Raw genomic sequence first — 25,464 nt, forward strand, 5'->3', positions numbered from 1 at the left:
GATGGGGATGGGCTCGCGCCCCTGCGTTCGACATGGCTGACTGGCTCCGTCAATCTAAACGCGCCCATCATGCTTTGGAAAAATCAGCATCGGGAAACGGTCGGGCCGAGTCGCTTACCTTGAAGCTGTCGCGCAGGCAACAGAAGCGCCGCTTTGCGGTGCTTCTGGTTCTTGACGCTGCATGGTGCAGTTTCTGGTGCGCGATGGTGATACGCACGCGCTGATGAGGCGCGAAGATCCATTACCCGACAAGAAAGGACGAGGAGACTACTGATTCAGCGGTTTTGAGCCGCGATAATTTGCCTTGCTAGACGTGATAACTCTGCCTGCCGTTATGGAACCGCACTTGCCCGAGCGCAATCGCTGGCGATCCGGAAGAGATCTGCTTGATTAAGCGATGAGCAGGTCTATTGTCACAAGAGCATGTTTGGGAAGTCTTTTACGGCTTGACCTCGGTCTATCCAGGCATTGCGTCTGGGCGATAAGGCGATAGCGTTTCAGTTGTTGCTGAGCATTGGTGCCGTCAGCAACAGCGCTCTCTGAACTGAGCGAACCCGTCATTAAACTGGCCTTGTTCGTAGGGTCGTGCCCGGTAGCGAGAAGTGTTGCTTGGAAGGGAAACGCTTACGTCGGCCTGGTCCTGATTGCAAGTAATCGTGTTGCGGTTCGGACCATCATCGAGGATGAAATAATGAAACTCTCTATCAGAGTCGATGCTCAATTCCATGAGTCGAAAGAATTGGAAATTGAGAACATGAAAAAGTTTTCGTGTTCAGAAAAGGGAAGGTCAGGATGGACGACATAAGTTTCATGTTTGGCTGTCTTCCGATGTGAAGACTGTTGACGATGTGGACTCAGAGATTCAGAGCTTCTTAAAAAATCTGCGAATGTGCGGGTTTGACGAGAAAGGAGGTAACGTCTTGCGCATTGGCATATTCTATAAATTGAGTGAAACAATCGTATTTTCGTTTTTTGCCTCTTCCTCAACAATCAAGCTGTTGGCGGATTGTGGAATGTCGCTTGAGACGATTGGATATCCGTGTTCCGACGACGAATCCTAATCAAGCGAATAAAGGGGTAGTGTGGGTGCTTTCGGGTCCGGAGGACAAAAGCCGGGGCGCTTCACATGGCGGCTCGCACTGGGACGTCCAGACGCCCGGTCGCGGGTACGTCAATCTCTACCTAGGCGGGCGTCGTCGATAACTTTCGAGAAACAAGAAACTGCAGATTGAGATCCATCTGAGCAGTTTCTATTCATTGGGTGACGAGCGGCGATTCTTCCAGGGACTTAAGGAAATCGCGGCGATTAGGCACATTCAGGGGGTTGGAAGGGGGCTGTTGATCGATATTGACATACGTTACCTAAATAAGGATGCCCTATGGGATTTGATCGCACTACTTTGGCGATATGAAATCCCGCTTACGCCGTTACAGGAGTTGGCGACCAGGAAGAGATTTGCGTGGTTGCGGGATGAGCGGTTCTATTGGCACAAAAGCATGTTTGATCCATCGCGCGCGGATTGAACATGTCTTATGAGGCGTTGCGGTTTGCCGCAGCGCGACTATGACAAACCGCACCAAGGCAACGAGGCGGACCATGTGTGTGAATGGCCGGGGGGAGCACGCGAGGAACCGGGGCGTCCTTACTCGCCGTGGCCCCGAAAACCATGACAGACGGGAGCGCATCGATGATTGATTTTTCTGCTTTCGTGGAGGCGCATGTCACTGGCATCACCTTTACTGAGGACGATAAAGGCGTCAGCATTTTTTTCCGCGGACAAGCCGGGCAGTGCTTCACTCTGGTTGCGGAAGGGGTGGATCGCTTTGTTGCTGACAAATTCCGCGAGCAGAACATTGTTGACAGAATTCATCTGTGGGATTCGGCGAGTGAGCCGAATGACTATCGGGATTCGCTAGCGCTTCTGCTGTCCGGAGTGAGCAGAGGAATGAGACAGTCTGGTTACCGGTGATTGAGCGCGAAGTGGTTGCGATCGAACGAGGGGAAAAAGTGTTCGTTGAGATCGAGCCTGTGTATGGCGGATGGATTGTTCTTCTTGCGAAGAGCATAGCCATAAAAAGGTAGATGTGTTTGGGGATCAAGTTGTGACGGAAGGGCCGCGTTCGCGGCCTTGGGGGTGTTATGTGGGTGGGAATCCGGTGCAATGGACTGATCCGTTTGATGAGTCGAAACTCATGCCGATTACGGGTGGGAAGAAAATGGACGAGGTAAGTGGTTCGGCGTGGCCTGTTGTAAAAGACAATGAGCTTCTCCTGAAGGTCTTCGGGAGATACCCTTCCTTCCATGATGCGAGCGTGCTTTCCATCAGCATGGAGCGAGCCAAGCGGATGAGAAGACATGATCCGGCAGATGGGCCGGTAGATCCACGGCGGCTGGAGTTTGTCGACGTGATACTCGAAGTGCTACACCGGGAGCATCGACCGGCGGTCGAGCGGATTGGGCGGTCGGATTACGCGGTCACGATCGCCCTCCTGGATGTGCGCAGCGCCAACATTGATGTCAATGCCATGCTTGATGACAGCTTTGTTTCGGAAATCAGCTTGCGGCATCAGCCTGACGGGTTACTTGCGTTTGATCTTGAACCTAACATTGGGCTGGACGTTCGACTTGTTTGTGCGACAGCGGAAATCCGTTCCATCCGGCCTTATCGCGGCGCTGTGCTGCTTGAGCCCAATATTGTGGTGTTTCCATAGCTGATGTGGTTGTTAAATGAAGGAGGACCGCTTGAACTGCACCCCAAAAATTGGACACCGAGACTGACACAAGCAATACGCTTCACATCATCGTGTCACAACCCCTTCCGATAAATCACAAACCCCGACCGTTCAGCAACCTTGTCATAAAGCTTCATCGCCGTCTGATTGGTCTCATGCGTCTGCCAGTACACGCGTTGCGCACCGTCGGCCTTCGCCCGCGCATACACCGCTTCGATCAGCGCGCGGCCGATACCTTTGCCGCGCTCGGCTTCCAGCGTATAGAGATCTTGCAGATAACAGGTCGGTCCCGCCATCGTCGTGTGACGGTGATACAGAAAATGCACGAGGCCGAGCAATTGGCCGTTGCGTTCGGCGACCATCGCGTGCATCGGCTCATAACCGTCGAAGAAACGGCCCCAGGTAATCAGCGTGATCTCGCGCGGCAACGCAGTTTCGCCGGAGCGTCCATAGAACGCGTTGTAAGCGTCCCAGAGCGGGAGCCAAGCGTCGAAGTCGTCGGGCGTGGCGGGGCGGATTTGAATCGAGTCGGACATCAGCGCGGTTCCTTGTGGGTGATGGTGGCGGGCAGCAGCCGCATGCTTCTGCCAAGGGCGAATTGAGCGGGCGCAGACGTAGACGGTCGCGCTCAACGCCTCCTTGCGCCCTTCAGCGCCTTCCCGCCTGGCGGTATCCAGGCGACGGCTTTAGCTCCGACAGCATAAGAAATTTGCGGCGCTATTGTTAGCTCCAGCATGTGCTGCAAACTTGGAGCCACTATCGCCGGGGTTCACGCTCAACTACGCGGGCATCGAGCCGCACGAAGCGCATGCGTTTCGCGGTACGCCGACTGATCCGCCAACACGCCCCGCCACCATGACCTAAACCCTCTCCGCTCTCAACCACCGCGCGAGCATCGCATCATCACCCGTCTCCAAGGCCTGCGCGACGCGCCGCCCCACCGCCGCGCCGAATTTAAAACCGTGGCCCGAGCATGCCGACACCACCAGCGTATTGCCGATGCGTTTCGAAAAGAAGCGTTTGTCCGCCGTGAAGGTGTACGCGCAGGTTTTCACTTCGGCAACGGTATATTCGTCGATCCGACTGAACGGCGGCGCAAACAGCCTAAGCAAGCTGTCGCCCTCGCCGGGCCCCGCCACACGATCGACGTCAGGGTCCGGCGCGCGCACCTTATGCACGCCGGCGCCGATTTTCAAACCGACGCCATCGACGGGCGGCAGCACATAGCCGTCGCTATCGCCGCCAATATCGACGATCGCCGGCGCATTCGACCACGCGTCCTCCAGATCCGCGGGCGGTTCCAGATAAGCAACGGCATTGCGATAGGTCACGAGTTCTTCCGCAAGCTCCGGGAACAGTTGCAGCGTCCAGGCACCCGCGGCGACCACGAGCCGGTCGGCGCGCACCACGGTCTCATCGTCGAGCCGCACGCAAGCGCCATGCGGATCGACGGAAAGCGCCTTGACGCGCATGCGAATATCGGCGCCGCGCATCTTCAGCCACGCTTTCATGTCGCGCGCGATGCGTTCGCTAAAGAGCACGCCGCCTTCGCGATCGAGGTAGCCGTAGCGAAACGTCTCGGGGTCGAGAAAAGGATAACGCTCGGCTGCTTCACGCGGTTCGAGCCGTTCGTATTCGAATTCCATCCGGTCGAGGCCGGCGCGGCATCGTTCGGCGCCATCGCCCGCGTATTGCGAAATGCCGAGCACGCCGCAATTCGCATAGTGGGAAACGCCCAGGTCGTTCCACACCAGATCCCAACTATCGAATGCCTCGGCGAGGTTGCGCGCATAACCATCGGCATCGCCATATGCACGGCGGATCATGCGATGCCGGTCGCCGGACGCGGCGAGCGGATTGGGAATCGAGCCTTGCTCGATCAGCGTGACGTCGTGTCCGAGTTTTGCGAGCGACCACGCCGTGCTCAAGCCGGCGATGCCCGCGCCTACGATTGTCACTCGCATACCAGCTCCCCCGAGTCGATGGTTCCGGGTCAGAGTCTAGCAGCGGAAAATAAAGAATCGGTGCGCGTTCGTGCGAATCGGCACTCGAATGAACCAGCCTGGTGCAAACACCAATCGGGCAGGCGGTGGTCTCCGCGCGCCGCCGTGTCAGTGCTTGCGATTCGAACCGTGGCGCAATTGATCGCGCACTTTCTTCGCCGCGAAGAGCGGCACGTAATCGAACACGCGGGCGTCGTGCCGATAGTCGGCGAGCGTGTCCGCGTACATCTTCGAGACGGTTTCCGGGGGCGTGTCGGTTTCCTCGGCGATGCTTTTCACCACTTCGTCAACGTTAGGCTCGGGTTGTGACATAGGACTTCTCCACGCAAGGGAGGCGGGTTGGACACCAGGACGCTCGGACACCAGCAGTCATTAGAGGATGCGATCGGCGGCGATGCAAATTGAATCGGTCTATCGCAGGACTCATTCCACAGAGATTTTTGTCTTGCAGTGCGGCAAACGCGCGAGCCACGCGGTGACGCGGAAAATCAATGGGTGTGACGATGATGTATGTCAGGAAAATGCGCATGCGTGTGCGTAATCGGTGCATGCCGATGCGGATGGCTGTGCGGCTCTTTGCCGTCCCAAGCGAAGTCGTGCTCATGCTGATGATGCGCGTCGTGCCGATGCCGATGCGTGTGATCCAGCGCGTGATGCGTGTGCGGATGCTCGTGCCGTTCGCGGATATGCAACCAGACGCCCAGCGTCATGAGCGCGGCGGCGACCCAGAACAGCGGCGGCGGCATGTCCGGCCACAGCAGCCACGACAAGGTCACGCCGAACAGCGGCGCGACCGAGAAATAGGCGCCGGTACGCGCGGTGCCGAGATTGCGCAGCGCGACGACGAACAGCACGAGGCTCACGCCATAGCCCGCAAAACCGGTCAGCATCGCGAGCGCGAGGGTCGGGACATTCGGCCAGGCGGCGCCGAGCGAGAGCGCAAGCGCGACGTTGACCGAACCGGCCACGAGTCCTTTCACGCAGGCAATGAACATCGCATCGTGGGTCGATACCTTGCGGGTGAGATTGTTGTCGACGGCCCAGCACGCGCATGCGCCGGCCAGCAGCAGCGTGCCGGGCGGCAGTCCGGCCGCGCCCGGCTGCCACGACAGCGCCACGCCGCCCGCGACGATCGCGGCCATGCCGAGGAACACCTGCACGTCGACGTTCTCGCGGAACACGATCCACGCGATCAGCGCGGTAAAGACGCCTTCGAGGTTCAGCAGCAGCGAGCCCGTGGCCGCCGGCGTGGTTTGCAGACCCAGCATCAGCAGGGCCGGCCCCGCGACGCCGCCCGCCACGATCGCGCCGGCGAGCCACGGCACTTCGCGCAATGGAAAATGCCCACCATCGGTCTGCCGCGCGGCGGCGCTTGCCTTGAGCCGGCGCGCCAGGATCACCGCGGCGAGACCGATGCCGCTGCCCAGATAGAAGAGGCCGGCGAGCAGAAACGGCGACAGCGAGCCGAGCAGCGCCTTGGCGAGCGGGGTAGTCGCGCCGAACAGGGCGGCGGCGAGCAAGGCGGTGAAGGCGGCGTTGAAACGGCTAGGCATAAGCGGACGATTCGAGTGGAAACGGGCGATGCCGACACGATACCGCTACCCGGAGCGCGATGCCTGGCGCTCCCGCGCCGGGCGACCAGAGCGCGCCGCGGCGCGCGTTCGTGGCGGCGCGCAAAGCGGCCGGCCGACGCGCCCCCGCCAGCAGCAGGCGCGGCCAAGGCTGGCCCGCGCGGTCCGCATCGACCCCATGCCGCTTCCGGTTCGAGTAGACTGTGCGACGATGCCGCCCGCGACTAGCAGGGCGGCAACCTTCTATCCGCTCGTGCACGGAGGCTCCGTTTATGCATGCTGTTCCCCCGCTCGAACAAGATGCGGTCGATGCACCGGCTGACGCGACGCTCGCTCATGCGGGCGCGCCGAATTCCACCCACGCACCCGCGAACGCCCACGCGCCGGGTCAGGCGGCCAATCAGGCGCCGGTGCGCGATCTGCGCCGCGTCGGTATTCACCCTGACTATTGGTATCCGCTCGCGTGGTCGCATGAGGTGAAGCGAGGCAAGACGCATGGCGTCACGTTCGCCGGCGATCCGATCGTGCTGGCGCGCACCGAGGGCGGCAAGGTGTTCGCGCTGGAAGACCGCTGCGCGCATCGTCAGGTGCCGTTGCATCAGGGCGTGGTGGATGGCGAGTCGATTCGCTGCGGCTATCACGGCTGGACTTACGACTGCTCGGGCAAGTGCATCGACGTGCCGTATCTGGGCCGCGAGCGTCTGCCGAACGGCGTGCGTTCCTATCCATGCCGCGAAGTCGAGGGACTGATTTTCGTGTTCCCCGGCAATGCCGAACTGGCCGATGAAAGGCCGCTGCCCGCGCTCGGCTCGGTGTCGGACAAGAAGTACAAGACGCGCCGTTTCGGCCGTCCGGTGAATTGCCACTACTCGTTCATGCACGAGAACCTGATGGACATGAACCATCAGTTCCTGCATCGCCGGCAAATGGGGCAGATGCGCGCGCGTTCGTTGGGGCGGCGTCACGGCGACGGCTGGGTCGAGGTCGATTACACGTTCGCGCGCATGGCCGGCCAGCAGCCGATCGGCGAGGCGATCGTATTCGGCCAGAGCCGCAAGACCGGCGGCGACAACGACAAGGACGTCATGACGATCCGCACCGAGTATCCGTATCAGACGCTGCAAATCCGCACGTCGGAGCAGACGCTGGTGATGGATTTGTGGATCGTCTACGTGCCGCTCGATCGCGAGCAGCGCACCAATCGCACGTTCGGGCTGCTGTCGATCCGCAAGCCGGGGATTCCCGGTGTGCTGAATCTCGCGTGGCCGTTGCTCGTGTGGTTCACCGAGCGCATCTTCAAGGAAGACCGCGAGATCGTCGAAGCCGAACAGCGCGCGCACGATTTACAGGGCGCCGACTGGAATCACGAGGTGTTTCCGGTTATCAACGAACTGCGGGCCTTGCTGCGCGAGCGCGGCGCGCCGGATCAACGGGTGGGCGCCGGCACCGGCGATACCGCCGTGATTCGCTTCTGGGATTCGCGTCAGGGCAGTCCGCTGGCGAAAAGCTGATAGGCGGTTTCGGCGCCGCGGGCCGCGGCGCCACGCCACGCCAATGCAATGAATAGCTGCAATCGCGCATAAGCGAACGTCAGCGAACTTTGCACTCCGCGACGAATTAATCCATCTCCGTTCGGTAGGCAATCGGCCGTCTTCGGCCACCTTCGGGCAGCGATAATGGCATCTCATGCGTGAAGGTTTGCGCCATTCGACATCCGCAAGCCGCGCGCCCGTGTACCATTTCGCTTTTCCTCATTTTCAAGAACACCTCGTGACGACGCAACACATCCCCACCCCCTCCCGCAAATCCCTCACTCTGCTGCAAGTGCTCGGCATCATCGGCGCCGCCGGCCTGATTGCTTCCATCCTGCTGAATCAACTGCTCTAGTCCACGCTTAAGACACACGCCGGCACGCGCTGCCGGCTTCATTGCTATTCCGACTGCCATGTACAAGAAGGGCGTAGCCGTCGAGATCCAGTTTTCCCCCGAGCGGCTCAACGACGGCGCCGGCGATCCCTACTGGATCGATCTGACGTGGGCCGAAGCGCAGCGGTTGTTGGAAAGTCTGCAAGCGCGCCTTGCGGAAAGTGGCGCGGGCACTGCCGCGCCGCTTGTGGTGAGCCTCGATGAGACGTCCGCATCGCAGGCAGCCGATGCGCCGGATGCAGCGGGCGAAACCGCAGCCTCGGCGGATGACTTCAAGCAATGGGTCTGTGTGATCTGCGGCTGGGTCTACGACGAAGCCGCAGGCCTGCCCGATGAAGGCATCGCGCCCGGCACGCGCTGGGCGGATGTTCCGGCCGACTGGCGCTGCCCGCTCTGCGACGTGGGCAAGGAAGATTTCGCGCTGGTCGAGTTTTGAACTCGACCAACATAAGGCATTAAAGCCGGCACTCACCGCGCCCGCACGGTGCGCGTGTACGACGCAATCATCGTCGCCAGTTCCTGCGCGGCGGGCGTGAGCGGAATCGCCGCGCGTTGCAGCAGGCACACGTTCTGTTCGACCGCGCGCTCGCGCACATCGATCGACGTGAGCGTGCTTGCGAACGGCCCGCGTTTCGCGACGACCGACGCTTCCAGCGACAGGCAATCCGTCGCGCCGACCAGATGCAGCGTCTCGTACAAACCTTCCACGGTCGCGACGATTTTCGGCGGCGGCAGGCCGTGGCTTTCAAACAGATGACTGAGCCGGTTGATTTGCGGATCGTCCGTGAGATTCGGCGAGCGCGTCGCCGCCCACGTGCAATCGACCAGTTCGGCCAGCGACGTCGCACCGGCTTTCGGATGACCCTGGCGGCAAACGATCACCGGATCCGACGCATAAAGCGGCGTCACCGACAGATCGGCCGTATCGGTGTGCTTCGACACCAGCGCGACCGCGAAGTCGAGCGAGCCTTCGCGAATCCACGAGATCATCATCCGCGAGGTGCCGGTACGCAGATGCACCGCGACCCGCTCGAAGCGTGAGCGAAATTCCATCAGCACCGGCGCGAACGCGTCGACCAGCGGCTCGGTGGTCATGCCGAACGTGACCTCGCCGATGTAGTCGCCACGCAATTGCCGCACTTCCTGCTCCGCACGCTCGCATTCGCCGATGATGGCGCCGGCCCGCTGCAACAGGCGCTGGCCGAGCGCGGTCAACGCGATGCCGCGATTCGTGCGCGTGAACAAGGTCGCGCCCAGCATCGATTCCAGGTTCTGCAATTGCTGCGTGATGCCGCTCTGCGCGATGCCGAGCGCTCGCGACGCCGCGCGGATGCTGCCGTGCTCGGCAATGGCGGTGAACGCGCGCAGTTGGGAAATCGTCAGCGCCATGAAAGCTTCTGTTGGTGATCGGGAAAGGTGATCATGATAGTCCGGATGGGACTGTTTCAAAGCGCGGGTGCGGCATAGGATCGGTTTGTCGTCCTCCACCCAATCCACTTTTCCCGTCCATGAAAATTCCGCTGATGATCCTGAGCGCCGCGCTGATTTTTAGCGGCGGCGCGTTTGCCGCCGAGCCCGACACGCTGCGTCTCGGTATCGATCCGAGCTATCCGCCGATGGACGTCAAGGCGCCTGACGGCACCTTCAAAGGCTTCGACGTCGATCTCGGCAACGAAATCTGCCGGCGCATCCACGCGCGTTGCGAGTGGGTGGAACTCGAATTCGCGGGAATGATTCCGGCGCTGCAGGCGCGCAAGATCGATGCGATTCTGTCGTCGATGGCGATCACCGAGAAGCGCGAGCAACAGATTCTCTTTTCCTCGAAGCTCTTTCAATTCAAGTCGCGCTTGATCGCACGGCGGGGTTCCGCGCTCGCGGGCGGCTTGAATGCGTTGGCCGGCAAGCAGATCGGCGTGCAGTCCGGCACGCAGTTCGAAGGCTACGCGCTGAAAAACTGGGCGCCGATTGGGGCGCATGTGGTCGCCTATAAGAGTCAGGACGAAGTATTCGCCGACCTGCGCAATGGCCGGCTCGACGGCGCGCTGCTCGGTTCGGTGGAAGCGGACATCGGCTTTTTGCGCACGCCGGCGGGCAAGGGTTTTGCGTTTGTCGGCGAACCGCTTTCGATGGGCGACCGCGGCGTGGGCATCGGTTTGCGCAAGGATGAGACCGCGGTGCAGGCGTCCATGAACGCGGCGACCGCTTCGATGCTCAAGGACGGCACGTATGCGCGGATCGCGAGGAAGTACTTCGACTTCGATCCATACGGCAATTGATCGTTTAGCTTCTTATTCCCTCAATCTTCTTCAGATCATCCGCTCATGAACAGGCAATCGATTCCGCTCTTGTCGCCGGCTATCGGCACGCACCGCGAACTGGTGTCGTTTCACTTCGGTCCGGCTGGGAGCGGACAGAAGATCTATATCCAGTCGTCGCTGCATGCCGACGAAACGCCCGCGATGCTGACGACTGTTCTGCTCAAGCGTCGATTGCTAGAACTCGAAAAGCGGGGCGCGCTGAATGCGGAAATCGTGCTGGTGCCGGTGGCGAATCCGGTTGGACTCGGCCAGTACCTGCTGGGTCAATTTCTTGGACGATTCGATTTAGGCAGCGGCAAGAACTTCAATCGGCACTTCATGCAGTTCCCGAAACTGGCGACGCGGGCGAAGGAGGTGCTCGGTTCCGACGCGGAAGAAAATCGGCGGATCGTGCGTGAACTGATTGCGGCTGAGTTGACGGAACAGAAGCCGTTGACTGAATTCGAGTCCTTGCAATTGGCTTTGCTGAAGCTCTCTTTCGACGCGGATGTCGTGATCGATTTGCATTGTTCCCTGGAAGCGGCAATGCATCTCTATACGAGCGAAGCAGCGTGGCCTGAGTTCGAACCATTGGCCCGGTATCTCGGCGCGCAAGCGTCGCTGCTTGCCACTAACTCAGGCGGCGAGTCGTTCGATGAGACGCATGGCTTGTTGTGGTGGAAGTTGCAGCAGGACATGCCGGCGGATAAACCGGTGCCGACTGGAACGATTGCGGTGACGGTTGAATGCCGCGGGCAGCGCGATGTTTGTTATGAAGCGGCGCAAGAAGATGCCGACGCGCTTGTCGATTATCTCGCGTGGCGCAAGGCGATTCTGATCGACGCGAAGCCGCTGCCCGAACTGCCGACGCCTGCGACGCCGCTCGCCGGCAGTGAGCAGTTTTATGCGCCGGTGAGCGGAATCCTGATTCATCGCGCGAAGATTGGTGACAGGATTCGCGTCGGCCAGGCTTTGTTCGATATCGTCGATCCGTTGACCGATGAGACAACCACGGTGTCGAGCAATACCGAAGGCGTGTTTTATATGCGGCGGGCGATCCGGTTCGTGACGGCCGGCGCGCCGCTGGGGCGTGTGACGGGCACGCGGCCGTTCAGGACGGGGGTTTTGCTGGGAGCGTGAAGGTTTTGCGTCCCCCAGCGCTCCCAACGCGACTTAACCGGTAACCAGAACCGGCGCGACCGCAGCCGGATCGCTGATGCTCGGCCGCCCATTTTCGACGTGACCCGCCAAGCGACGCGAGAAACTCGCGTCGTCGTTATTCGTCACCGTCAAGTCGTACCAGTGATGGCTCGACGCCAGCACCCACGCCTCTTCGATATGTGCGCCGGCCGGCACCAGCACCGGACGCACGCGCGCACCGTAAGCATTGTCGGTCACCGTCAAGCGAGCCACGCCACCGCCCTTGTTGCTGAAACTCAGAAACACGTTGCCGTTCGCCACGTCGTATTGCACCTTCACCTCAGGCTGCGCCGGCTTGTCGTTGCCGCGAGAACTCGCAGCCTTCTGCGTGTCGCCCGCGAACTTCCGAACGAAACCATTCGGCCCGAACACTTCGAAGGTATAGGCGCCATTCGTCGTAGTCAGGTCGAACGTTTCCTTGAGCGACTTGCCCGCCTCGACCGTGTAACGCCACGGACCATCCGTGCGATTCGTCGCATACACGTAGAAATGCGCGCCCTGGTCGCCGGAATTGCCGAACGAAATCTCGAACGTGTTCTTCTTCACATCCGCGTGACCGTTCACATGCAACTCATACGGCAACGCGCGCGCGAAACGAATCCCGCTTTCCTGCGGATCGATCGCGCCAGGCGCCGCGGGTACAGTCGGCTTCGGCTGGGTCGCGCACTGATTGTCGGCGATGCTCTTGTAGTTGCTCGTGTCCGGCAGCGGCGGCACCTTGGAGTCCGGCGTGCGGAAATCGAATGCAGCCGTCAGATCGCCGCAGACCGCGCGGCGCCATGCCGTGATGTTCGGCTCAACCACACCGAACCGCGTTTCGATGAAGCGAATCACCGACGTATGATCGAACACCTGCGAGCATACAAAACCGCCCTTGCTCCACGGCGACACGATGGTCATCGGCACACGTGGTCCGAGGCCATACGGCAAACCGTCGGCGGTATAGCTGCCGCCGCGCGCGGGATTCACCACGTTATGGATTTCGCCCTCGGTGCTCACCGTCGATTTGCCTTGCGCGGGCGTCGTCGCCGGTTGCGGCGGCACGAGGTGATCGAAGAAGCCGTCGTTCTCGTCGTACATGATGAACAGCACGGTCTTGCTCCACACCTCGGGATTCGACGTCAGCGCATCGAGCACCTGCGACGTGTACTCCGCGCCATACGCGGGCGTATAGCTCGGGTGTTCCGAGTACGCGGCGGGCGGGCACAGCCACGAGACTTGCGGCAGCTTGTTCGCCAGCACGTCGGCCTTCAGATCGGCGATCGTGCGAACGGTTTGCGCACGCTCATACAAAGGCGAGCCCGGCTGCGCGTTGATGAAGTTCGTGAAGTTCTGCAAGACGTTGGTGCCGTAGTTGCCGTTCAGCGGATCGGCGCCCGTCAGCCCCTGCTGATACACCTGCCACGAAATGCCTGCGGCTTGCAGGCGTTCCGGGTAGGTGGTCCACGAGAGCAACTGATAATTCGGCGGACCGTCGCCGTCGACGAAATCGTTGTTGTCGAGCAGCGGACCGCCCAGCGTGCCGGTCGGATCGACCATGCCGGTCATCAGATATGAACGGTTCGGGTGCGTCGGTCCCGGCAGCGAGCAGAAGTAAGCGTCGCAGACGGTGAAGGCATCGGCCAGCGCGTAGTGGAACGGAATGTCGCTGCGCAGGTGATAGCCCATCGTCATGTCGGTCTTGGTGGCCGGCCACTGGTCGTAGCGGCCGCCGCCGATCGCGGCATGGGTCTTGTACCAGGAGTGATCGAGATCGCCGACGCATTGCGCGCTGGTCGTGGACGTATCCAGATGGAACGGCAGCACCGGCTTCGTGGGGTCGGCCTTCGACGGCTGATACCACACCGGCTTGCCGTTCGGCAGCGGAATCGGGAAGCGGTCGTTGTAGCCACGCACGCCGCGCAGGTGGCCGAAGTAGTGGTCGAACGAACGGTTCTCCTGCATGAACACGACGATGTGCTCGACGTCGCGAATCGTGCCCGTGCGCGAAAACGCGGGCACGGCAAGCGCATTGCGAATCGACTCGGGCAGCGCGGTTAGCGCGGCGGCAGCGCCGGCGGACGATGCCACGGTCTGCAGGAAACGGCGACGGCTATTTGATGTCATCGAATATCACCTTCTGCGGGGGAAAGAATAGCGCGCCTCGCGCGCCGGGGGAATGGGCTTGGGGAGTTAGTTGCTGCCGGCGCTGTCGCCTGGTGCGTAACGCATCACGGGCGCGACTTGCCGGTTGTCGGCGGCGAGACTGGCTTGCATGTTTTGCGTGATTGCGTCGGAAGCGGCGAACGGGTTCTCCGCGAGCGGTGTGGACGCCGCGGATGACGTCCCCGCGTTTTGCGCAACATCGCTGTTGTTCGCAATCGTGGGCGACGAAGATGCCGAGGTTGTTGAAGCACTTGCAGCCGGTGGCGAATCATCCGCGCCGCAGCCGCTCAACGCATACATTGCAAACGCGATAAACAGCGCACTCGCGAGGCGTTTGTCTCTTCTCATGTCCGCATCCGGTTTCGTGAAAGCGGATGCAGTCTCTAATCCTTCCGAGAAATATTTGTGAAACGTTTGAGAGTCAGTGAAACTTGTTCGATGCGTCGGTTCTTCGAAAGGCGATGGAAAGCGATCAGCAGGACAATGTTCACCGCAGCGCCATATGTCCGGTAGTTTTGGCGTATCGAAAGATCACGGCTTGGCCTATTCCGGTAAATTCATGACACGCATCGAAAGACCTTTCGACATCACCCGTCTCGAAGACGAATGGCTCGAAGCGGATGGCTTCGGCGGATTCGCATCGGGCACGGTCGGCACGCTGCGCACGCGCCGCTATCATGCGTTGCTGCTCACCGCGACGCGAGCGCCGGGAGGGCGCATGGCGCTCGTCAACGGCGTGGAGGCGTGGCTCGAAACCGATGGCGCGCGTTATCCGTTGAGCATGCAGCGCTATGTGCCGGACGTGGTCTATCCCGACCTGGCGCCGAGCCTTCTTCAATTCGACACCGTGCCGTGGCCGACCTGGCGGTTTCAGCTCGATACGCAGAGGGTGCTCACCGCCGAGGTATTCGTGACCAAGGCGACGCGCGAAACGGTGTTGCGTTGGCGGCTCGACGGCGCGATCAACGGCGTTCAGTCGTCACCCGCGATGCGCGCATTCACCTTGAAAGTGAGACCGTTGCTGTCGGGCCGCGACTATCACGCGTTGCACCACGAAAATCCCGCGTTCAATTTCAACGCGCGGCTCAGCAACGGCGACGCATGCGTGAGTTGGCAACCCTACGGCGACGTGCCGCTGATCAGCGCAGTCACGAACGGCGTCTACACGCACGCGCCCGATTGGTATCGGAACTTCTGCTACGTTCGCGAGCGCGAGCGTGGCCTCGACTTCAGCGAGGATCTTGCGACGCCCGGCGTATTCAGCTTCGATCTGGCGGCGAGCGAGGCGGTGATGATCCTCAGCGCGCCGAGCGTCACGGCAGCCTGCACGGCCGCATCCGGCAGCGAGCCGACAGCGCAGCCAGGCGCGCGACCACCAACCGCGCATGCCGCGGAGTTGGCGCGCATCGAGGAGCAACGCCGCGGCGCACTCGGCTCGCGGCTGCAACGTTCCGCCGATGCCTACGTGGTCACGCGCAACGAAGGCCGCACGATCCTCGCGGGCTTTCCGTGGTTCACCGACTGGGGCCGCGACACGTTCATCGCGATGCGCGGCTTGCTGATCGCATCGGGCCGACTCGACGAGGCCGAAGCGATCCTGCTCGAATGGTCGGGCACGCTATCGGAAGGCATGCTGCCGAACCGTTTTCCCGACTACGGCGACGCGCCCGAATACAACTCGGTGGATGCGTCGTTGTGGTTCATCGTCGCCCTGCACGACTATCTGGCGACGGGACACGCGCGCGCCGCTACGCGAACGCGTCTGCAGCGAGCCGCCGAAGCCATCCTCGTGGGCTATACGAACGGCACGCGCTTTAACATCCAGGCTTCCGCCGCCGACGGCCTGTTGAACGCCGGCGTCCCCGGCATGCAACTCACGTGGATGGATGCCAAGGTCGGCGACTGGGTCGTCACGCCGCGCATCGGCAAACCGGTCGAAGTGCAGGCGCTGTGGATCAACGCATTGCGCATTGCAGCAACGTGGAATCCGCAGTGGCTGCCGCCCGCCGAGCGTGCGTTGCAAGCGTTTCGCGAGCGCTTCGTCGATTCGTCCACGCAGGCGCTGTTCGATAACGTCGACGTGGATTTCATTCAGGGCCGCGTCGCTCGCTCGATCCGCCCGAATCAGATTTTTGCCGTGGGCGGTCTGCCGTTTCCGTTGCTCGAAGGCGCGGAGGCGCGCGCGGTGCTCGACCAGGTCGAGGCGCATCTGCTCACGCCGCTTGGCCTGAGAACGCTGGCGCCGTCCGATCCCGCCTATCGCGCGTATTACGGCGGTCCGCCGCTGGAGCGCGATGGCGCCTATCATCAAGGAACCGTGTGGCCGTGGCTGCTTGGCCCGTTCGTCGAGGCATGGTTGCGGGTGCGCGGCAATGCGGCGGACGCTCGCGCCGAAGCCAAGGCGCGTTTTCTCGATCCGCTTCATGCGCATCTCGACCACGCCGGCCTCGATCATCTCTCGGAGATCGCCGGCGGTGACGCTCCGCATGCGCCTGGCGGCACGCCGTTCCAGGCGTGGTCGCTCGGCGAGTTGCTGCGCATGGAGAAGCTGCTTGCCTAGTTGAAGCCCAAGGTTACGCAAACCGCGCTAGGATGTGAGTCCCACCGCAAGCCTGATGCAAGGACGTCGTCATGCCACCGCTTCGCGCCGCCAATCTGCTCGCCACCGTTGAGGGTTCACGCCTGCATTCGGCCGACTGTGCACATTGGCAACGCTGGGGACCGTATCTCAGCGAGCGTCAGTGGGGCACCGTGCGCGAGGATTACAGCGCGGACGGCACCGCCTGGGATTACTTTCCGCACGACCATGCGCGCAGCCGCGCCTACCGTTGGGGCGAGGACGGCATCGCCGGTTTCGGTGACGACACGCTGAGCTGGTGCGTGTCGCTCGCGCTGTGGAATCGCCGCGATCCGATCCTGAAAGAGCGTCTTTTCGGCCTCACCAACGCGCAGGGTAATCATGGCGAGGACGTGAAGGAGCTGTACTTCTACCTCGACGGCACGCCCACGCATTCGTACATGCGAATGCTCTACAAGTACCCGCACGCCGCGTTTCCGTACCAGGACCTGATCGAGGAAAACGCGCGCCGCGGCGGCGACATGCCGGAGTATGAAATCCTCGACACCGGCGTATTCGACGACTTGCGTTATTTCGACGTGCAGGTCGAATACGCGAAACATGCGCCCGACGATATTCTGATGCGCGTGACGATCGAGAATCGCGCGGACGAGGCGGCCTCGCTCGACGTGCTGCCGCAAATCTGGGCGCGCAATTCGTGGTCATGGAAGGAAAACAAGGAGAAGCCGTCGCTCGCCATCCGCACGGATCACAACGGCGAAGCGCATGTGCTCGGGCATCATCGCGTACACGACCCGATCGTGGTGACGGCATGGTCGAAAGACGCGCCGCGCATCACGTGGCTGTTCTGCGAGAACGATACCAACGTCAAGCGCCTTTTCAACATGGAAGGCACGGGCCCGTTCAAGGACGGCTTCAACGATTACCTCGTGCACGGCGACGAACAGGCGATACGCCGCGACGCGGGCACCCGGGCCGCGGCGCATGCGCCGATCGAACTCGGGCCGCATGGGCGCGCCGTGGTGTACATGCGCTGGTGTCCGCAGGGCAACCTGGGCGACGTGCAACTCGACGCCGATGCGGTGTTCGCGCACCGCATCGCCGAGGCCGACGAATTCTACGGCGCGTTGCAACACGAGATCCACGACCCCGACGCGCGTCTCGTGCAGCGTCAGGCGCTCGCCGGCATGCTGTGGTCCAAGCAGTACTACCAGTACGACGTGCAGCGCTGGCTGGACGGCGATCCGCTGCAACCCAAGCCGGGCGCCTCGCGCAAACACGGCCGCAATGCGGACTGGCGGCACCTGTGCAATGCGGACATCGTGTCGATGCCGGACAAGTGGGAATACCCGTGGTACGCGTCCTGGGACCTGGCGTTTCATGCGGCCGCTTTCGCGCTGATCGATCCGGCGTTTGCGAAGCGTCAGTTGCTGCTGCTGGTGAAAGACCGCTATCAGCACCCCAACGGCCAGTTGCCCGCCTACGAATGGGCGCTCAGCGACGCCAATCCGCCCGTGCATGCGTGGGCCGCGTGGCGTGTCTACGAGATCGACCGCGCGCTCACGGGCAAGGCGGATCGCGATTTTCTGGAGCTGGTCTTTCACAAGCTGCTGCTGAATTTCTCGTGGTGGGTGAACCGCAAGGACGCCGACGGCCGCAATATTTTTCAGGGCGGCTTTCTCGGGCTGGACAACGTCGGCATCTTCGACCGCTCTTCGCCGTTGCCGACCGGCGGCCACATCGATCAGGCCGACGGCACCGCGTGGATGGCCGCCTACGCGCTCGACCTGATGCGCATCGCGCTCGAACTCGCGTATGCCAACCACGTGTTCGTCGATATCGGCGTGAAGTTCTTCGAGCACTTCCTGTATATCGCCGAAGCCGTGAGTTGCGACGACGGCTGCGATACGGGCCTGTGGGACAGCGAGGACGAATTCTTCTACGACAAGCTGCGCCTGCCCGACGGCAGCAGCGTGCCGATGCGCGTGCGCTCGATCGTCGGTCTGATTCCGCTCTTCGCCGTGCACGTGCTTGAAGAACGCTTGCATGGCCACTTGCCGTGTCTGCGCGAGCGGCTCGTCTGGTTCCTCGAACATCGCCCCGATCTGGCGAAGCTGGTCTCGCGCTGGAACGAGCCGGGCAAGGGCAATGCGCTGCTGCTCTCGGTATTGCGCGGGCATCGCATGAAAGCTTTGCTGCGCCGGGCGCTCGACGAAAGCGAATTCCTCTCCGACCACGGCGTGCGCGCGCTCTCGCGATTCCATCGCGACCATCCGTTCGTGTTCAACCACAACGGCAACAGCTTTTGCGTCAAGTATCTGCCGGCCGAATCGGATACGCGCGTGTTCGGCGGCAACTCGAACTGGCGCGGTCCGGTGTGGATGCCGGTGAACTATCTGCTGATCGAATCGCTATACGAATTTCACCGCTATTACGGCGACGAGTTTCGCGTCGAGTATCCAACCGGCTCGGGGCAAAAGTTCTCGCTCAGCGAGATCGCCGACGAACTGGCGCGCCGTGCCACCACGCTGTTCCTCAAGAACAGGGACGGCGAGCGTCCGGTGATGGGCGCGTATCCGCTGTTGCAAGCCGACCCCCGGTCGCGCGATCTGATTCTGTTCCACGAGTATTTCCACGGCGACAACGGGCGCGGCGTGGGCGCTTCGCATCAAACCGGGTGGAGCGGGCTCGTTGCATTGTTGCTGCAACCGCGCGCCATGGCCGCGTCGGGCAATGTGCCGCTGGCGGGCGAACCGGAGCGCGCGCCGATTCCGACCGCGCCCACGCCGGCCATGCCGGAACCGGAGCCCGAGCGTGAGCCGGTTCTGGCTTCCGCATCGGCGCCGGTATGGCGTGCCCGGCTGCGCACCTGAACGCCGGCTGCGGCCGGGTTAGGCGCGGTCTTTCCTGTATCGCCAGGTTCTTTTCATTGCTTTTCGAACGTGAATCCCATGTCGACTACACCGAATACCCCGCCATCCGATAGCCCCGGCCGCGAACTCAGTTGCAAGATCAGCGCGCGGGCGCACGATGCGCCCGCCTCGCCGGCCGGCAAGCGGCCCGCGCCGCCTTGCACGCTGGTGATCTTCGGCGCGGCCGGCGATCTGACGAAACGGCTCCTGATGCCCGCGCTGTACAACCTCGCGGTGGACGGCCTGCTCGACGGCGGCATGAAAATCGTCGGCGTGAATCATGGCGCGCGTGAGACGAGCAAGTGGCGCGACGATTTGCACGCGTCGCTGCGGCAGTTCGCGGCGGACAAAGCGAGCACCTTCCACGCCGGCAAGCTCGACGACACAGCGTGGGACTGGGTCGCGCAACGCCTCGACTACATGGCCGGCGAATTCGAATCGGACGAGACGTTTGCGAAGCTCAAGCAGAAGCTCGATCAAACGCCGGGCGGCAACGTGATCTTCTATCTCGCGGTCGGCTCGCGCTTCTTCGAACCGATCGTCGAGCATCTCGGCCAGGCGGGCTTGCTGAAAGAAGGCGAGGGCGCGAGCGGCGGCTTTCGCCGCATCGTGATCGAGAAACCGTTCGGCACCGATCTCGCCTCGGCGCGCGATCTGAACGCGCACATTCTGTCGTATGCGAGGGAATCGCAGGTGTATCGCATCGATCACTTTCTCGGCAAGGACACCGTGCAGAGCATTCTCGCCGTGCGCTTCGCGAATGCGCTGTTCGAGCCGATGTGGCGGCGCGAGTACATCGACAACGTGCAGATCAGCGCGGCCGAGACCCTCGGCGTGGAAGGGCGCGGCAAGTTCTACGAGCAGACCGGCGCGTTTCGCGACATGGTGCCGAACCATCTGTTCCAGTTGCTCGGCATGGTCGCGATGGAACCGCCCAATTCGTTCGACGCCGAAGCCGTACGCGACAAGAAGGCCGAGATCTTCGACGCGATCCAGCCGCTGAAGCCGGACGACGTCGTGTTCGGTCAATACGAAAACGGCCCGGCGGGCATCGGTTACCGCGAGGAGCCGGACGTCGCGCCGAACAGCACGACCGAAACCTACGCGGCGGCCCGCGTGTTCATCGAGAACTGGCGCTGGGCCGGCGTGCCGTTCTATCTGCGCACCGGCAAGCGGCTCGCCGCGCGCCGCACGGAGATTGCAGTGCAATTGAAACCCGTGCCGTTCCGCCTGTTCCGCGACACACCCGTCGACGCATTGACGCCGAACGTGCTGACCTTGCGCATCGATCCGGCGCACGGCACGAGCTTCGACTTCAACGTGAAAACGCCGGGGCCGGTGATGCGGATCGGCGCGGTGCAGTCGTCGTTCGATTACGGCGACTTCTTCGCGGAACGTGCCAACGTCGGTTATGAAACCTTGCTGTACGACTGCATGCTCGGCGACGAGACGTTGTTCCAGCGTGCGGACAGCATCGAAACGACCTGGTGCGCGGTGGACGACGTGCTGCATCCGAAAACCGGCGGCGCGCTTGCGGTGCACGGTTATGCGGCCGGTAGCGACGGACCCGCGCAGGCGGATGCGCTGCTGGCGCGCAACGGCCATGCATGGCGGCCATTGAAAAAGAACGCAATCGAGAAGAAGTGACGCGATCCAACGCTTCAATACGACACAACCGGGGGACACCGTGGCGACACGTAAGGCGAAAGTAAAAGACAGCACCGAGCGGATTCTCGCGATCGACGTTGGCGGCAGCGGCCTGAAAGCCGCGATCATCGGTGCGGACGGTCAGATGCAAACCGAGCGCGTGCGCGTGGCGACGCCGCATCCGTGCACGCCGGATCAGTTGGTGGATGCGCTGGCGAAACTGGTCGAGCCGCTCATCAAACAGGCGCCGCCTTCGCTGATGTCGATCGGTTTTCCCGGCGTGGTGCGTAACAACCGCATTCTCACGGCGCCGCACTTCGGCATCGAGGGCTGGCACGACATTCCGCTCGCGGATGCGTTGGCGCAACGCCTGGGCGGTTTGCCGGTTCGCATGATCAACGACGCCGAGATGCAGGGCTTTGCCGTGATCGAAGGCCACGGCATCGAATTCGTGCTGACGCTCGGCACGGGCGCGGGCACCGCGCTCTTTCGCGACGGCGAGCTGATGCCGCACCTGGAGCTTGCGCATCATCCGGTGAGCAGGAAAGGCGTCGCGTACGACGAGTACATCGGCGAGGCCGCGCGTGAACAGGTGGGGAATAAGCGCTGGAACCGGCGCGTGCAGAAGGTGATCGGCATTCTGAACTCGCTGGTGAATTACGACAGGTTGTGGATCGGCGGCGGCAACGCGGCGCGTCTCACGATCGAGTTGCCGGCGAACGTCGCAACCGTTTCGAACGATGCGGGTATTCAGGGCGGCGCGCGGCTATGGCATCCGAAGTCCGTGCGCGAAACGCGGCAGTTGCCGGAGGCGAATGAACGGACCGGGCGTTTCAAATGACCGGTTCCACAAGCGGCACCTGGCGGAATAAGAACATGTCGACGGAATAAAGCGCCTGGTCTAAACGTTTGCCGTCGACGGGCACCCCACTTTCCAACGGATCAACAAATGAAAACATCGCGCCGTCATTTCCTGCTGTTGAGCGTGGGCGTGGGCTCATCGCTCGTGCTGTCGCGCGCCGCGTTCGCCGACACCGCCAACGCGCTAAGCGAAGCCGATCCGAAGGCGCAAGCCGTCGGCTATAAAGAGGACGCGTCGAAGGTCGACAAGGCGAAATTCCCCGGCTATGCCGCCGGGCAAACCTGCGGCAACTGCTCGCTGTTCCAGGGCAAAGCCACTGACGCCTACGGCGGCTGCACGCTGTTCGGCGACAAGCAGGTGGCCGCGCGCGGCTGGTGCAGTTCGTATACGAATATGTGAGCGGCGCGTTCGGTCGTTGAACACGCGCTGCGTGCGCGCGCGGATTCGGCGCGCTTCAGCGCAACGCGCCCAGCGCCAGTTCGTGCGAATGGCCGATCCATACCGCGGCGTCACGATGATCGCGCAGGGCGTCGCCGGTATTCGGATGCAGGAAAACATCCAGCGCGCCGTGATTCAACGTGAGCCAGCCGACCAGTTCGGCGAACTGCTCGTGCGCGAACGCGAGCTGATACGACCACATGGGATGCGGTCCGACAGGCCGTTCGTGGAAACGGCCCATTTGCAGCTTGCCGTCCCAGCGCGCTTCGATTTGCTCGCGAAAGGCCCACGCGGTGTCGCGGCTGCTCGAATCGAAATAAACATGAGCGTGCCAGTTGGCAATTACTGAGGTGTCGCGAAAGGTCATAACAAAGTCCGTTGGGTTCGACGCGTCGGGGCAGTCTTTATCCGCCATTTATTCTGCTTCGGTTTCCGCCGACGCGCGCGGCGCACGCCTCATGTGAAACTGTCTGTCATCTTCGCCGATGGTTTCGAAGCCCAGGCGCTCGTACAGGCGCTTCGCGGGATTGCCTTTGAGCACCTTCAGCGTGACCGGCAGCGCTTCCATCTGCGCGGCTTGCAGGACGGTATGCAGCACGCGTTCGCCGATGCCGCGCCCTTGGTGTTCAGGCGAGATTTGCAATTGCACGACGATCCACTCGGCGTCGGTGCGGTGTGCTTTGAGCAAACCAACCGGCGCGCCGTCGATGCAGATCACGCGCGCTGTGTCGTAACGATGCAGCACGCGCGCGCGATGTTCGGCGTCGTCCGAAGCGTCGCCGGCGCGTGCGAGGTGTTCGGTCATGGTCGCCTTGCGCAGGTCGAACAGAAAGGCCTCGTCGGCGCTCAGCGCCGGGCGCAGGGTGAGGGCGGGTTCGTGATCGGACATGTCGGTAACGTTTCCGGCGAGGGCGACGGTCAGTAAAAATTGGCGTGAATTGTCGAGCCAGCAGCGCTTTTTTACCACGCGGTCAGGTTGTCGCCTCTCGACTTCATTGCTCGAAGCACACGCCGATGTCATCGACCGATGCTCTTATCGATGCGGATCAGCATATCGCCGCGCGCGCCGTCTCAGGCACTGCCGGACTTTGCAGCTTGTGAGACGAGGTACGGCCTCAGTGGGCGTCATCAGGCGCAGCGACCCGCCGCGCCTTGGTATGCAAATTGGCATGCGCTTTGCTTTTGTCTCACCCGCGAACCGGGGAGTGCGCAATTTCGATGCCTGCTCGCGCCAGGCGGCGAACCGCCGCGCGGCCGGCGTTTCGTTCAGTTTCTTCCGGCGTCGTTCGTTCAACACGGCGAATGGCTTAATGAACTTTGCGAGGTGGGCTATGGAGATTATCGAGCTTGAACCTAGCGTCTCGGCAGACGGACGCGCGGTGATTTTCCAGCTTTCGGCGCGAGGGCGGGAGCTCGAATGCGCTGTGACGCGCGAGGCGCTGGAACAGCACTTCTGGCTGCAACGCGACGCCGGCGAGGAACGCGTACTGAAGACCTTCGCGGACGGACGCAAGCGCATCATCGCCGTCGCCGAACGAAAGATGCTGGCGCGGCCCGGCGAAAAAGTCCTGTTGACGATCAGCGACTTCGCCGCGCGAGGTTGATGTTTTTCGCCGGGTCGAGCGTCGCTCGGCACCGGCCCGTCCGCCAGTTAACTCACCACACTCACCACGGCGTAACCGGCCCGCACGCCTCTGACATCGGATGAAAGCGCCGCGTTACGCCGATTCGTCAAATTAGCCTGCCAATTCCCCTCGCTTCGACCAATTGCCGTCGCATGCCCTCGCCTACACTGTTTTCCATGGAGCGACAAAACACCGAGCCCCATCGACGCGGTCTCCCCCCGCGTTGTTTTGAACCGTACCGTTGATGGCAGTGTGCCGCGTTGTCGAATGCGGCAGGGCAGTAAAGCAGTAGGAAGTAGAAGCAATGCAAACGGCGCGCGATCCACGCAAGAAGCGCGCGAATCAGTAGGGGGTTGCAGCCAGGCGTAGTTGAAGGCGAAGGACCCGGCTGCGATGCAGTCGCAGTACAAGGCAGCACCCGCTTTTGCAGTAGCAGTAGGAACAACAAGCACGGCAGCAACAGCAGCAATAGCAGTTCAGTCGGTAATCGCTTTTTGCAGCAGCAGTTGAGGTAGCAACAGCTTGATTGGTTTGCGGTGGTGACAGGTCGGCAGGCATCCACGCGCATGCACGACCCTTCCATCCTGTCCGGCCCTGTTCTCTCGCGGGAACAGGGTCTCTTTTTCGTTTGAACCACTCCTCCGACGTTTAAGCCGGCCTTAATAGTTGCTTGCCATGATGGCGACACGGTCTCGCAGTCGAGCCCTGTCAAGCCGCCGGCGTTTCGGCGGCGCTTATCGCCGAAGTCGTGCAGAATTCGGTGGTCGAGCTGAAAGTCAGCGAAGGAGGTTGAACGATATGTCCAGTAAGTCGCGAGTCCGCAAGCACAGCCAGTCGGCCATGTCCCCGCTGTTGCGCGCGCTGACCTTTAGCCGCACCGCACACGAGCCAGTCACCACGGCGATGGTCCTGCAGGCCTATAGCGCGCTCGACGCGTTCCGGCACAGCCACGGCTCGCGGACGCTCCACACGACGTTGAGCCGGCATTTGCTGGTCTCGCAAGAGCTTGCGCGGCTTGGGCTTGGTGAGGACTTGCTGGCCGACATCGAAAGCGCGCATGCCGCGATGGTTCAGGTCGACGCCCGCGAGCATCGCGACGGCGCGTGGACCGTCGAGGACGACGAATACGCCCGCCTGTGCGCGGCGCTGGCGATTCTGGACGGGCAATTGTCCGTCGCATCGTTGAGTGAGATTGCGAGCGCCGAAGCGCGAATGATCGAAGGCTTGATGCGCTCCGCGCAGATGCGGGCGATCGCCGAAGCGGCGGTCTGATCGGTACGGCAGTCTCGCTCCGATACTGCGCCAACGAAAACGCCCCGCATGGGGCGTTTTTGCATTGCAGCGGCTTCGCGCCGTGCAGCGAAAACCGGCGATCGACGCAAAAAAGCCTCTCCGTGCCGCGCGGAGACGACGAGTCTCCGTAAAGATCCCAATCGACCGCCACGCCGGCGTCGGGCAGCGTTTGCCGGAGTGATCCGCGCTTGCTAGACTGCCTCACCCTACCTACCGCAAGCGCGTTGTTTGCGT

General features: G+C 62.1%; 25 protein-coding genes. 17 read left to right on the forward strand and 8 right to left on the reverse strand.

The genetic code is table 11. From position 1 onward, the window contains the following. The 4 genes from ACTJLC_RS28860 to ACTJLC_RS28875 form a co-directional block, all read left to right on the forward strand. A partial coding sequence (locus tag ACTJLC_RS28860; protein WP_440845982.1) for a hypothetical protein occupies positions 1–224 on the forward strand: 224 nt, incomplete at its 5' end. Positions 225–1,080: 856 nt separating this feature from the next. After that, positions 1,081–1,203, forward strand: a complete 123-nt coding sequence (locus tag ACTJLC_RS28865) for a polymorphic toxin type 37 domain-containing protein (protein ID WP_440846009.1) — start codon at positions 1,081–1,083, stop codon at positions 1,201–1,203. Positions 1,204–1,688: 485 nt separating this feature from the next. Next, positions 1,689–1,970: a hypothetical protein gene (locus tag ACTJLC_RS28870; protein WP_310311839.1), complete on the forward strand. Its 282-nt coding sequence runs from the start codon at positions 1,689–1,691 to the stop codon at positions 1,968–1,970. 223 nt (positions 1,971–2,193) lie between these two features. Beyond that, the gene (locus ACTJLC_RS28875) at positions 2,194–2,712 is read left to right on the forward strand and encodes an Imm50 family immunity protein (RefSeq protein WP_310136064.1); all 519 of its coding nucleotides are present in this window, start codon (positions 2,194–2,196) and stop codon (positions 2,710–2,712) included. Between the two features lie 95 nt (positions 2,713–2,807). Here the strand turns inward: ACTJLC_RS28875 and ACTJLC_RS28880 are convergent, their stop codons facing one another. From ACTJLC_RS28880 to ACTJLC_RS28895, 4 genes are all read right to left on the reverse strand, one after another. Further along, positions 2,808–3,269: a GNAT family N-acetyltransferase gene (locus ACTJLC_RS28880; protein WP_310136065.1), complete on the reverse strand. Its 462-nt coding sequence runs from the start codon at positions 3,267–3,269 to the stop codon at positions 2,808–2,810. Between the two features lie 324 nt (positions 3,270–3,593). Beyond that, positions 3,594–4,697, reverse strand: a complete 1,104-nt coding sequence (locus ACTJLC_RS28885; RefSeq protein ID WP_310136067.1) for an NAD(P)/FAD-dependent oxidoreductase — start codon at positions 4,695–4,697, stop codon at positions 3,594–3,596. A gap of 147 nt (positions 4,698–4,844) precedes the next feature. Next, positions 4,845–5,048 carry a DUF3562 domain-containing protein gene (locus ACTJLC_RS28890; protein ID WP_073429693.1) on the reverse strand — a complete coding sequence of 68 codons (204 nt, stop codon included), beginning with the start codon at positions 5,046–5,048 and terminating at the stop codon, positions 4,845–4,847. 176 nt (positions 5,049–5,224) lie between these two features. Next, entirely contained in the window at positions 5,225–6,289 is a 1,065-nt protein-coding gene (locus ACTJLC_RS28895; RefSeq protein ID WP_310136069.1) for a DMT family transporter, read from the reverse strand. 290 nt (positions 6,290–6,579) lie between these two features. Between ACTJLC_RS28895 and ACTJLC_RS28900 the strand changes: the two genes are divergently transcribed. The 3 genes from ACTJLC_RS28900 to ACTJLC_RS28910 all read left to right on the forward strand — a co-directional run bounded on the left by ACTJLC_RS28900 (position 6,580) and on the right by ACTJLC_RS28910 (position 8,669). After that, complete coding sequence (locus ACTJLC_RS28900) at positions 6,580–7,818, forward strand: aromatic ring-hydroxylating dioxygenase subunit alpha (RefSeq protein WP_310136072.1); 1,239 nt, start codon at positions 6,580–6,582, stop codon at positions 7,816–7,818. A gap of 175 nt (positions 7,819–7,993) precedes the next feature. Next, complete coding sequence (locus ACTJLC_RS28905; RefSeq protein ID WP_310136074.1) at positions 7,994–8,194, forward strand: hypothetical protein; 201 nt, start codon at positions 7,994–7,996, stop codon at positions 8,192–8,194. A 58-nt stretch (positions 8,195–8,252) separates the two neighbouring features. After that, a complete protein-coding gene (locus ACTJLC_RS28910) occupies positions 8,253–8,669 on the forward strand; it encodes a rubredoxin (RefSeq protein ID WP_310136077.1) in 417 nt (138 codons plus the stop codon). A 32-nt stretch (positions 8,670–8,701) separates the two neighbouring features. On the opposite strand, the gene ACTJLC_RS28915 is transcribed toward ACTJLC_RS28910, so the two are convergent. Continuing rightward, on the reverse strand, positions 8,702–9,622 hold the full coding sequence (locus ACTJLC_RS28915; protein WP_073429698.1) for a LysR substrate-binding domain-containing protein: 921 nt from the start codon (positions 9,620–9,622) through the stop codon (positions 8,702–8,704). Positions 9,623–9,741: 119 nt separating this feature from the next. On the opposite strand from ACTJLC_RS28915, the gene ACTJLC_RS28920 reads away from it, so the two are divergent. Both ACTJLC_RS28920 and ACTJLC_RS28925 read left to right on the forward strand, forming a co-directional pair. Continuing rightward, the gene (locus ACTJLC_RS28920; protein WP_310136080.1) at positions 9,742–10,509 is read left to right on the forward strand and encodes a transporter substrate-binding domain-containing protein; all 768 of its coding nucleotides are present in this window, start codon (positions 9,742–9,744) and stop codon (positions 10,507–10,509) included. A gap of 45 nt (positions 10,510–10,554) precedes the next feature. Beyond that, on the forward strand, positions 10,555–11,670 hold the full coding sequence (locus tag ACTJLC_RS28925) for a succinylglutamate desuccinylase/aspartoacylase family protein (RefSeq protein ID WP_114164029.1): 1,116 nt from the start codon (positions 10,555–10,557) through the stop codon (positions 11,668–11,670). 33 nt (positions 11,671–11,703) lie between these two features. Here ACTJLC_RS28925 and ACTJLC_RS28930 read toward each other — a convergent pair whose 3' ends face one another. After that, positions 11,704–13,836, reverse strand: a complete 2,133-nt coding sequence (locus ACTJLC_RS28930) for a phosphocholine-specific phospholipase C (protein ID WP_114164028.1) — start codon at positions 13,834–13,836, stop codon at positions 11,704–11,706. A 148-nt stretch (positions 13,837–13,984) separates the two neighbouring features. Between ACTJLC_RS28930 and ACTJLC_RS28935 the strand changes: the two genes are divergently transcribed. The 6 genes from ACTJLC_RS28935 (at position 13,985) to ACTJLC_RS28960 (ending at position 22,273) form a co-directional block, all read left to right on the forward strand. Further along, positions 13,985–14,284, forward strand: a complete 300-nt coding sequence (locus tag ACTJLC_RS28935; RefSeq protein WP_310136081.1) for a hypothetical protein — start codon at positions 13,985–13,987, stop codon at positions 14,282–14,284. A gap of 150 nt (positions 14,285–14,434) precedes the next feature. Continuing rightward, a complete protein-coding gene (locus tag ACTJLC_RS28940) occupies positions 14,435–16,435 on the forward strand; it encodes an amylo-alpha-1,6-glucosidase (protein ID WP_310136082.1) in 2,001 nt (666 codons plus the stop codon). A gap of 71 nt (positions 16,436–16,506) precedes the next feature. Beyond that, positions 16,507–19,326, forward strand: a complete 2,820-nt coding sequence (locus tag ACTJLC_RS28945; RefSeq protein WP_310136084.1) for an MGH1-like glycoside hydrolase domain-containing protein — start codon at positions 16,507–16,509, stop codon at positions 19,324–19,326. 78 nt (positions 19,327–19,404) lie between these two features. Further along, positions 19,405–21,012, forward strand: coding sequence for a glucose-6-phosphate dehydrogenase (gene zwf / locus ACTJLC_RS28950; protein ID WP_114164025.1), 1,608 nt, complete (start codon positions 19,405–19,407; stop codon positions 21,010–21,012). 40 nt (positions 21,013–21,052) lie between these two features. After that, a complete protein-coding gene (locus tag ACTJLC_RS28955; protein ID WP_310136085.1) occupies positions 21,053–21,853 on the forward strand; it encodes an ROK family protein in 801 nt (266 codons plus the stop codon). Positions 21,854–21,961: 108 nt separating this feature from the next. Next, positions 21,962–22,273: a high-potential iron-sulfur protein gene (locus ACTJLC_RS28960; RefSeq protein ID WP_310136086.1), complete on the forward strand. Its 312-nt coding sequence runs from the start codon at positions 21,962–21,964 to the stop codon at positions 22,271–22,273. Between the two features lie 55 nt (positions 22,274–22,328). Here the strand turns inward: ACTJLC_RS28960 and ACTJLC_RS28965 are convergent, their stop codons facing one another. Next, the gene (locus ACTJLC_RS28965) at positions 22,329–22,679 is read right to left on the reverse strand and encodes a DOPA 4,5-dioxygenase family protein (protein WP_310136087.1); all 351 of its coding nucleotides are present in this window, start codon (positions 22,677–22,679) and stop codon (positions 22,329–22,331) included. Positions 22,680–22,727: 48 nt separating this feature from the next. Then, a complete protein-coding gene (locus ACTJLC_RS28970) occupies positions 22,728–23,201 on the reverse strand; it encodes an N-acetyltransferase family protein (RefSeq protein ID WP_440845990.1) in 474 nt (157 codons plus the stop codon). A gap of 442 nt (positions 23,202–23,643) precedes the next feature. Here ACTJLC_RS28970 and ACTJLC_RS28975 point away from each other — a divergent pair, with 442 nt between their 5' ends. Then, positions 23,644–23,916, forward strand: a complete 273-nt coding sequence (locus ACTJLC_RS28975; protein ID WP_083083025.1) for a DUF1488 domain-containing protein — start codon at positions 23,644–23,646, stop codon at positions 23,914–23,916. Positions 23,917–24,735: 819 nt separating this feature from the next. Further along, entirely contained in the window at positions 24,736–25,209 is a 474-nt protein-coding gene (locus ACTJLC_RS28980; protein WP_073429710.1) for a hypothetical protein, read from the forward strand. Positions 25,210–25,464 lie beyond the last annotated feature (255 nt).

This window comes from Paraburkholderia sp. 22099 (genome assembly GCF_052045835.1).
Classification (GTDB): Bacteria; Pseudomonadota; Gammaproteobacteria; order Burkholderiales; family Burkholderiaceae; genus Paraburkholderia; species Paraburkholderia terricola.

Excerpts from the sequence above, each read along its gene's own strand:
- ACTJLC_RS28935 (WP_310136081.1), top strand. The coding sequence starts at position 13,985 with ATGTTTTGCGTGATTGCGTCGGAAGCGGCGAACGGGTTCTCCGCGAGC.
- ACTJLC_RS28895 (WP_310136069.1), bottom strand. The coding sequence starts at position 6,289 with ATGCCTAGCCGTTTCAACGCCGCCTTCACCGCCTTGCTCGCCGCCGCC.
- ACTJLC_RS28925 (WP_114164029.1), top strand. The coding sequence starts at position 10,555 with ATGAACAGGCAATCGATTCCGCTCTTGTCGCCGGCTATCGGCACGCAC.
- ACTJLC_RS28880 (WP_310136065.1), bottom strand. The coding sequence starts at position 3,269 with ATGTCCGACTCGATTCAAATCCGCCCCGCCACGCCCGACGACTTCGAC.
- ACTJLC_RS28905 (WP_310136074.1), top strand. The coding sequence starts at position 7,994 with ATGCGTGAAGGTTTGCGCCATTCGACATCCGCAAGCCGCGCGCCCGTG.
- ACTJLC_RS28870 (WP_310311839.1), top strand. The coding sequence starts at position 1,689 with ATGATTGATTTTTCTGCTTTCGTGGAGGCGCATGTCACTGGCATCACC.
- ACTJLC_RS28930 (WP_114164028.1), bottom strand. The coding sequence starts at position 13,836 with ATGACATCAAATAGCCGTCGCCGTTTCCTGCAGACCGTGGCATCGTCC.
- ACTJLC_RS28900 (WP_310136072.1), top strand. The coding sequence starts at position 6,580 with ATGCATGCTGTTCCCCCGCTCGAACAAGATGCGGTCGATGCACCGGCT.
- ACTJLC_RS28970 (WP_440845990.1), bottom strand. The coding sequence starts at position 23,201 with ATGTCCGATCACGAACCCGCCCTCACCCTGCGCCCGGCGCTGAGCGCC.
- ACTJLC_RS28885 (WP_310136067.1), bottom strand. The coding sequence starts at position 4,697 with ATGCGAGTGACAATCGTAGGCGCGGGCATCGCCGGCTTGAGCACGGCG.
- ACTJLC_RS28945 (WP_310136084.1), top strand. The coding sequence starts at position 16,507 with ATGCCACCGCTTCGCGCCGCCAATCTGCTCGCCACCGTTGAGGGTTCA.
- ACTJLC_RS28965 (WP_310136087.1), bottom strand. The coding sequence starts at position 22,679 with ATGACCTTTCGCGACACCTCAGTAATTGCCAACTGGCACGCTCATGTT.
- ACTJLC_RS28890 (WP_073429693.1), bottom strand. The coding sequence starts at position 5,048 with ATGTCACAACCCGAGCCTAACGTTGACGAAGTGGTGAAAAGCATCGCC.
- ACTJLC_RS28975 (WP_083083025.1), top strand. The coding sequence starts at position 23,644 with ATGGAGATTATCGAGCTTGAACCTAGCGTCTCGGCAGACGGACGCGCG.
- zwf (WP_114164025.1), top strand. The coding sequence starts at position 19,405 with ATGTCGACTACACCGAATACCCCGCCATCCGATAGCCCCGGCCGCGAA.
- ACTJLC_RS28980 (WP_073429710.1), top strand. The coding sequence starts at position 24,736 with ATGTCCAGTAAGTCGCGAGTCCGCAAGCACAGCCAGTCGGCCATGTCC.
- ACTJLC_RS28960 (WP_310136086.1), top strand. The coding sequence starts at position 21,962 with ATGAAAACATCGCGCCGTCATTTCCTGCTGTTGAGCGTGGGCGTGGGC.
- ACTJLC_RS28915 (WP_073429698.1), bottom strand. The coding sequence starts at position 9,622 with ATGGCGCTGACGATTTCCCAACTGCGCGCGTTCACCGCCATTGCCGAG.
- ACTJLC_RS28875 (WP_310136064.1), top strand. The coding sequence starts at position 2,194 with ATGCCGATTACGGGTGGGAAGAAAATGGACGAGGTAAGTGGTTCGGCG.
- ACTJLC_RS28940 (WP_310136082.1), top strand. The coding sequence starts at position 14,435 with ATGACACGCATCGAAAGACCTTTCGACATCACCCGTCTCGAAGACGAA.
- ACTJLC_RS28910 (WP_310136077.1), top strand. The coding sequence starts at position 8,253 with ATGTACAAGAAGGGCGTAGCCGTCGAGATCCAGTTTTCCCCCGAGCGG.
- ACTJLC_RS28920 (WP_310136080.1), top strand. The coding sequence starts at position 9,742 with ATGAAAATTCCGCTGATGATCCTGAGCGCCGCGCTGATTTTTAGCGGC.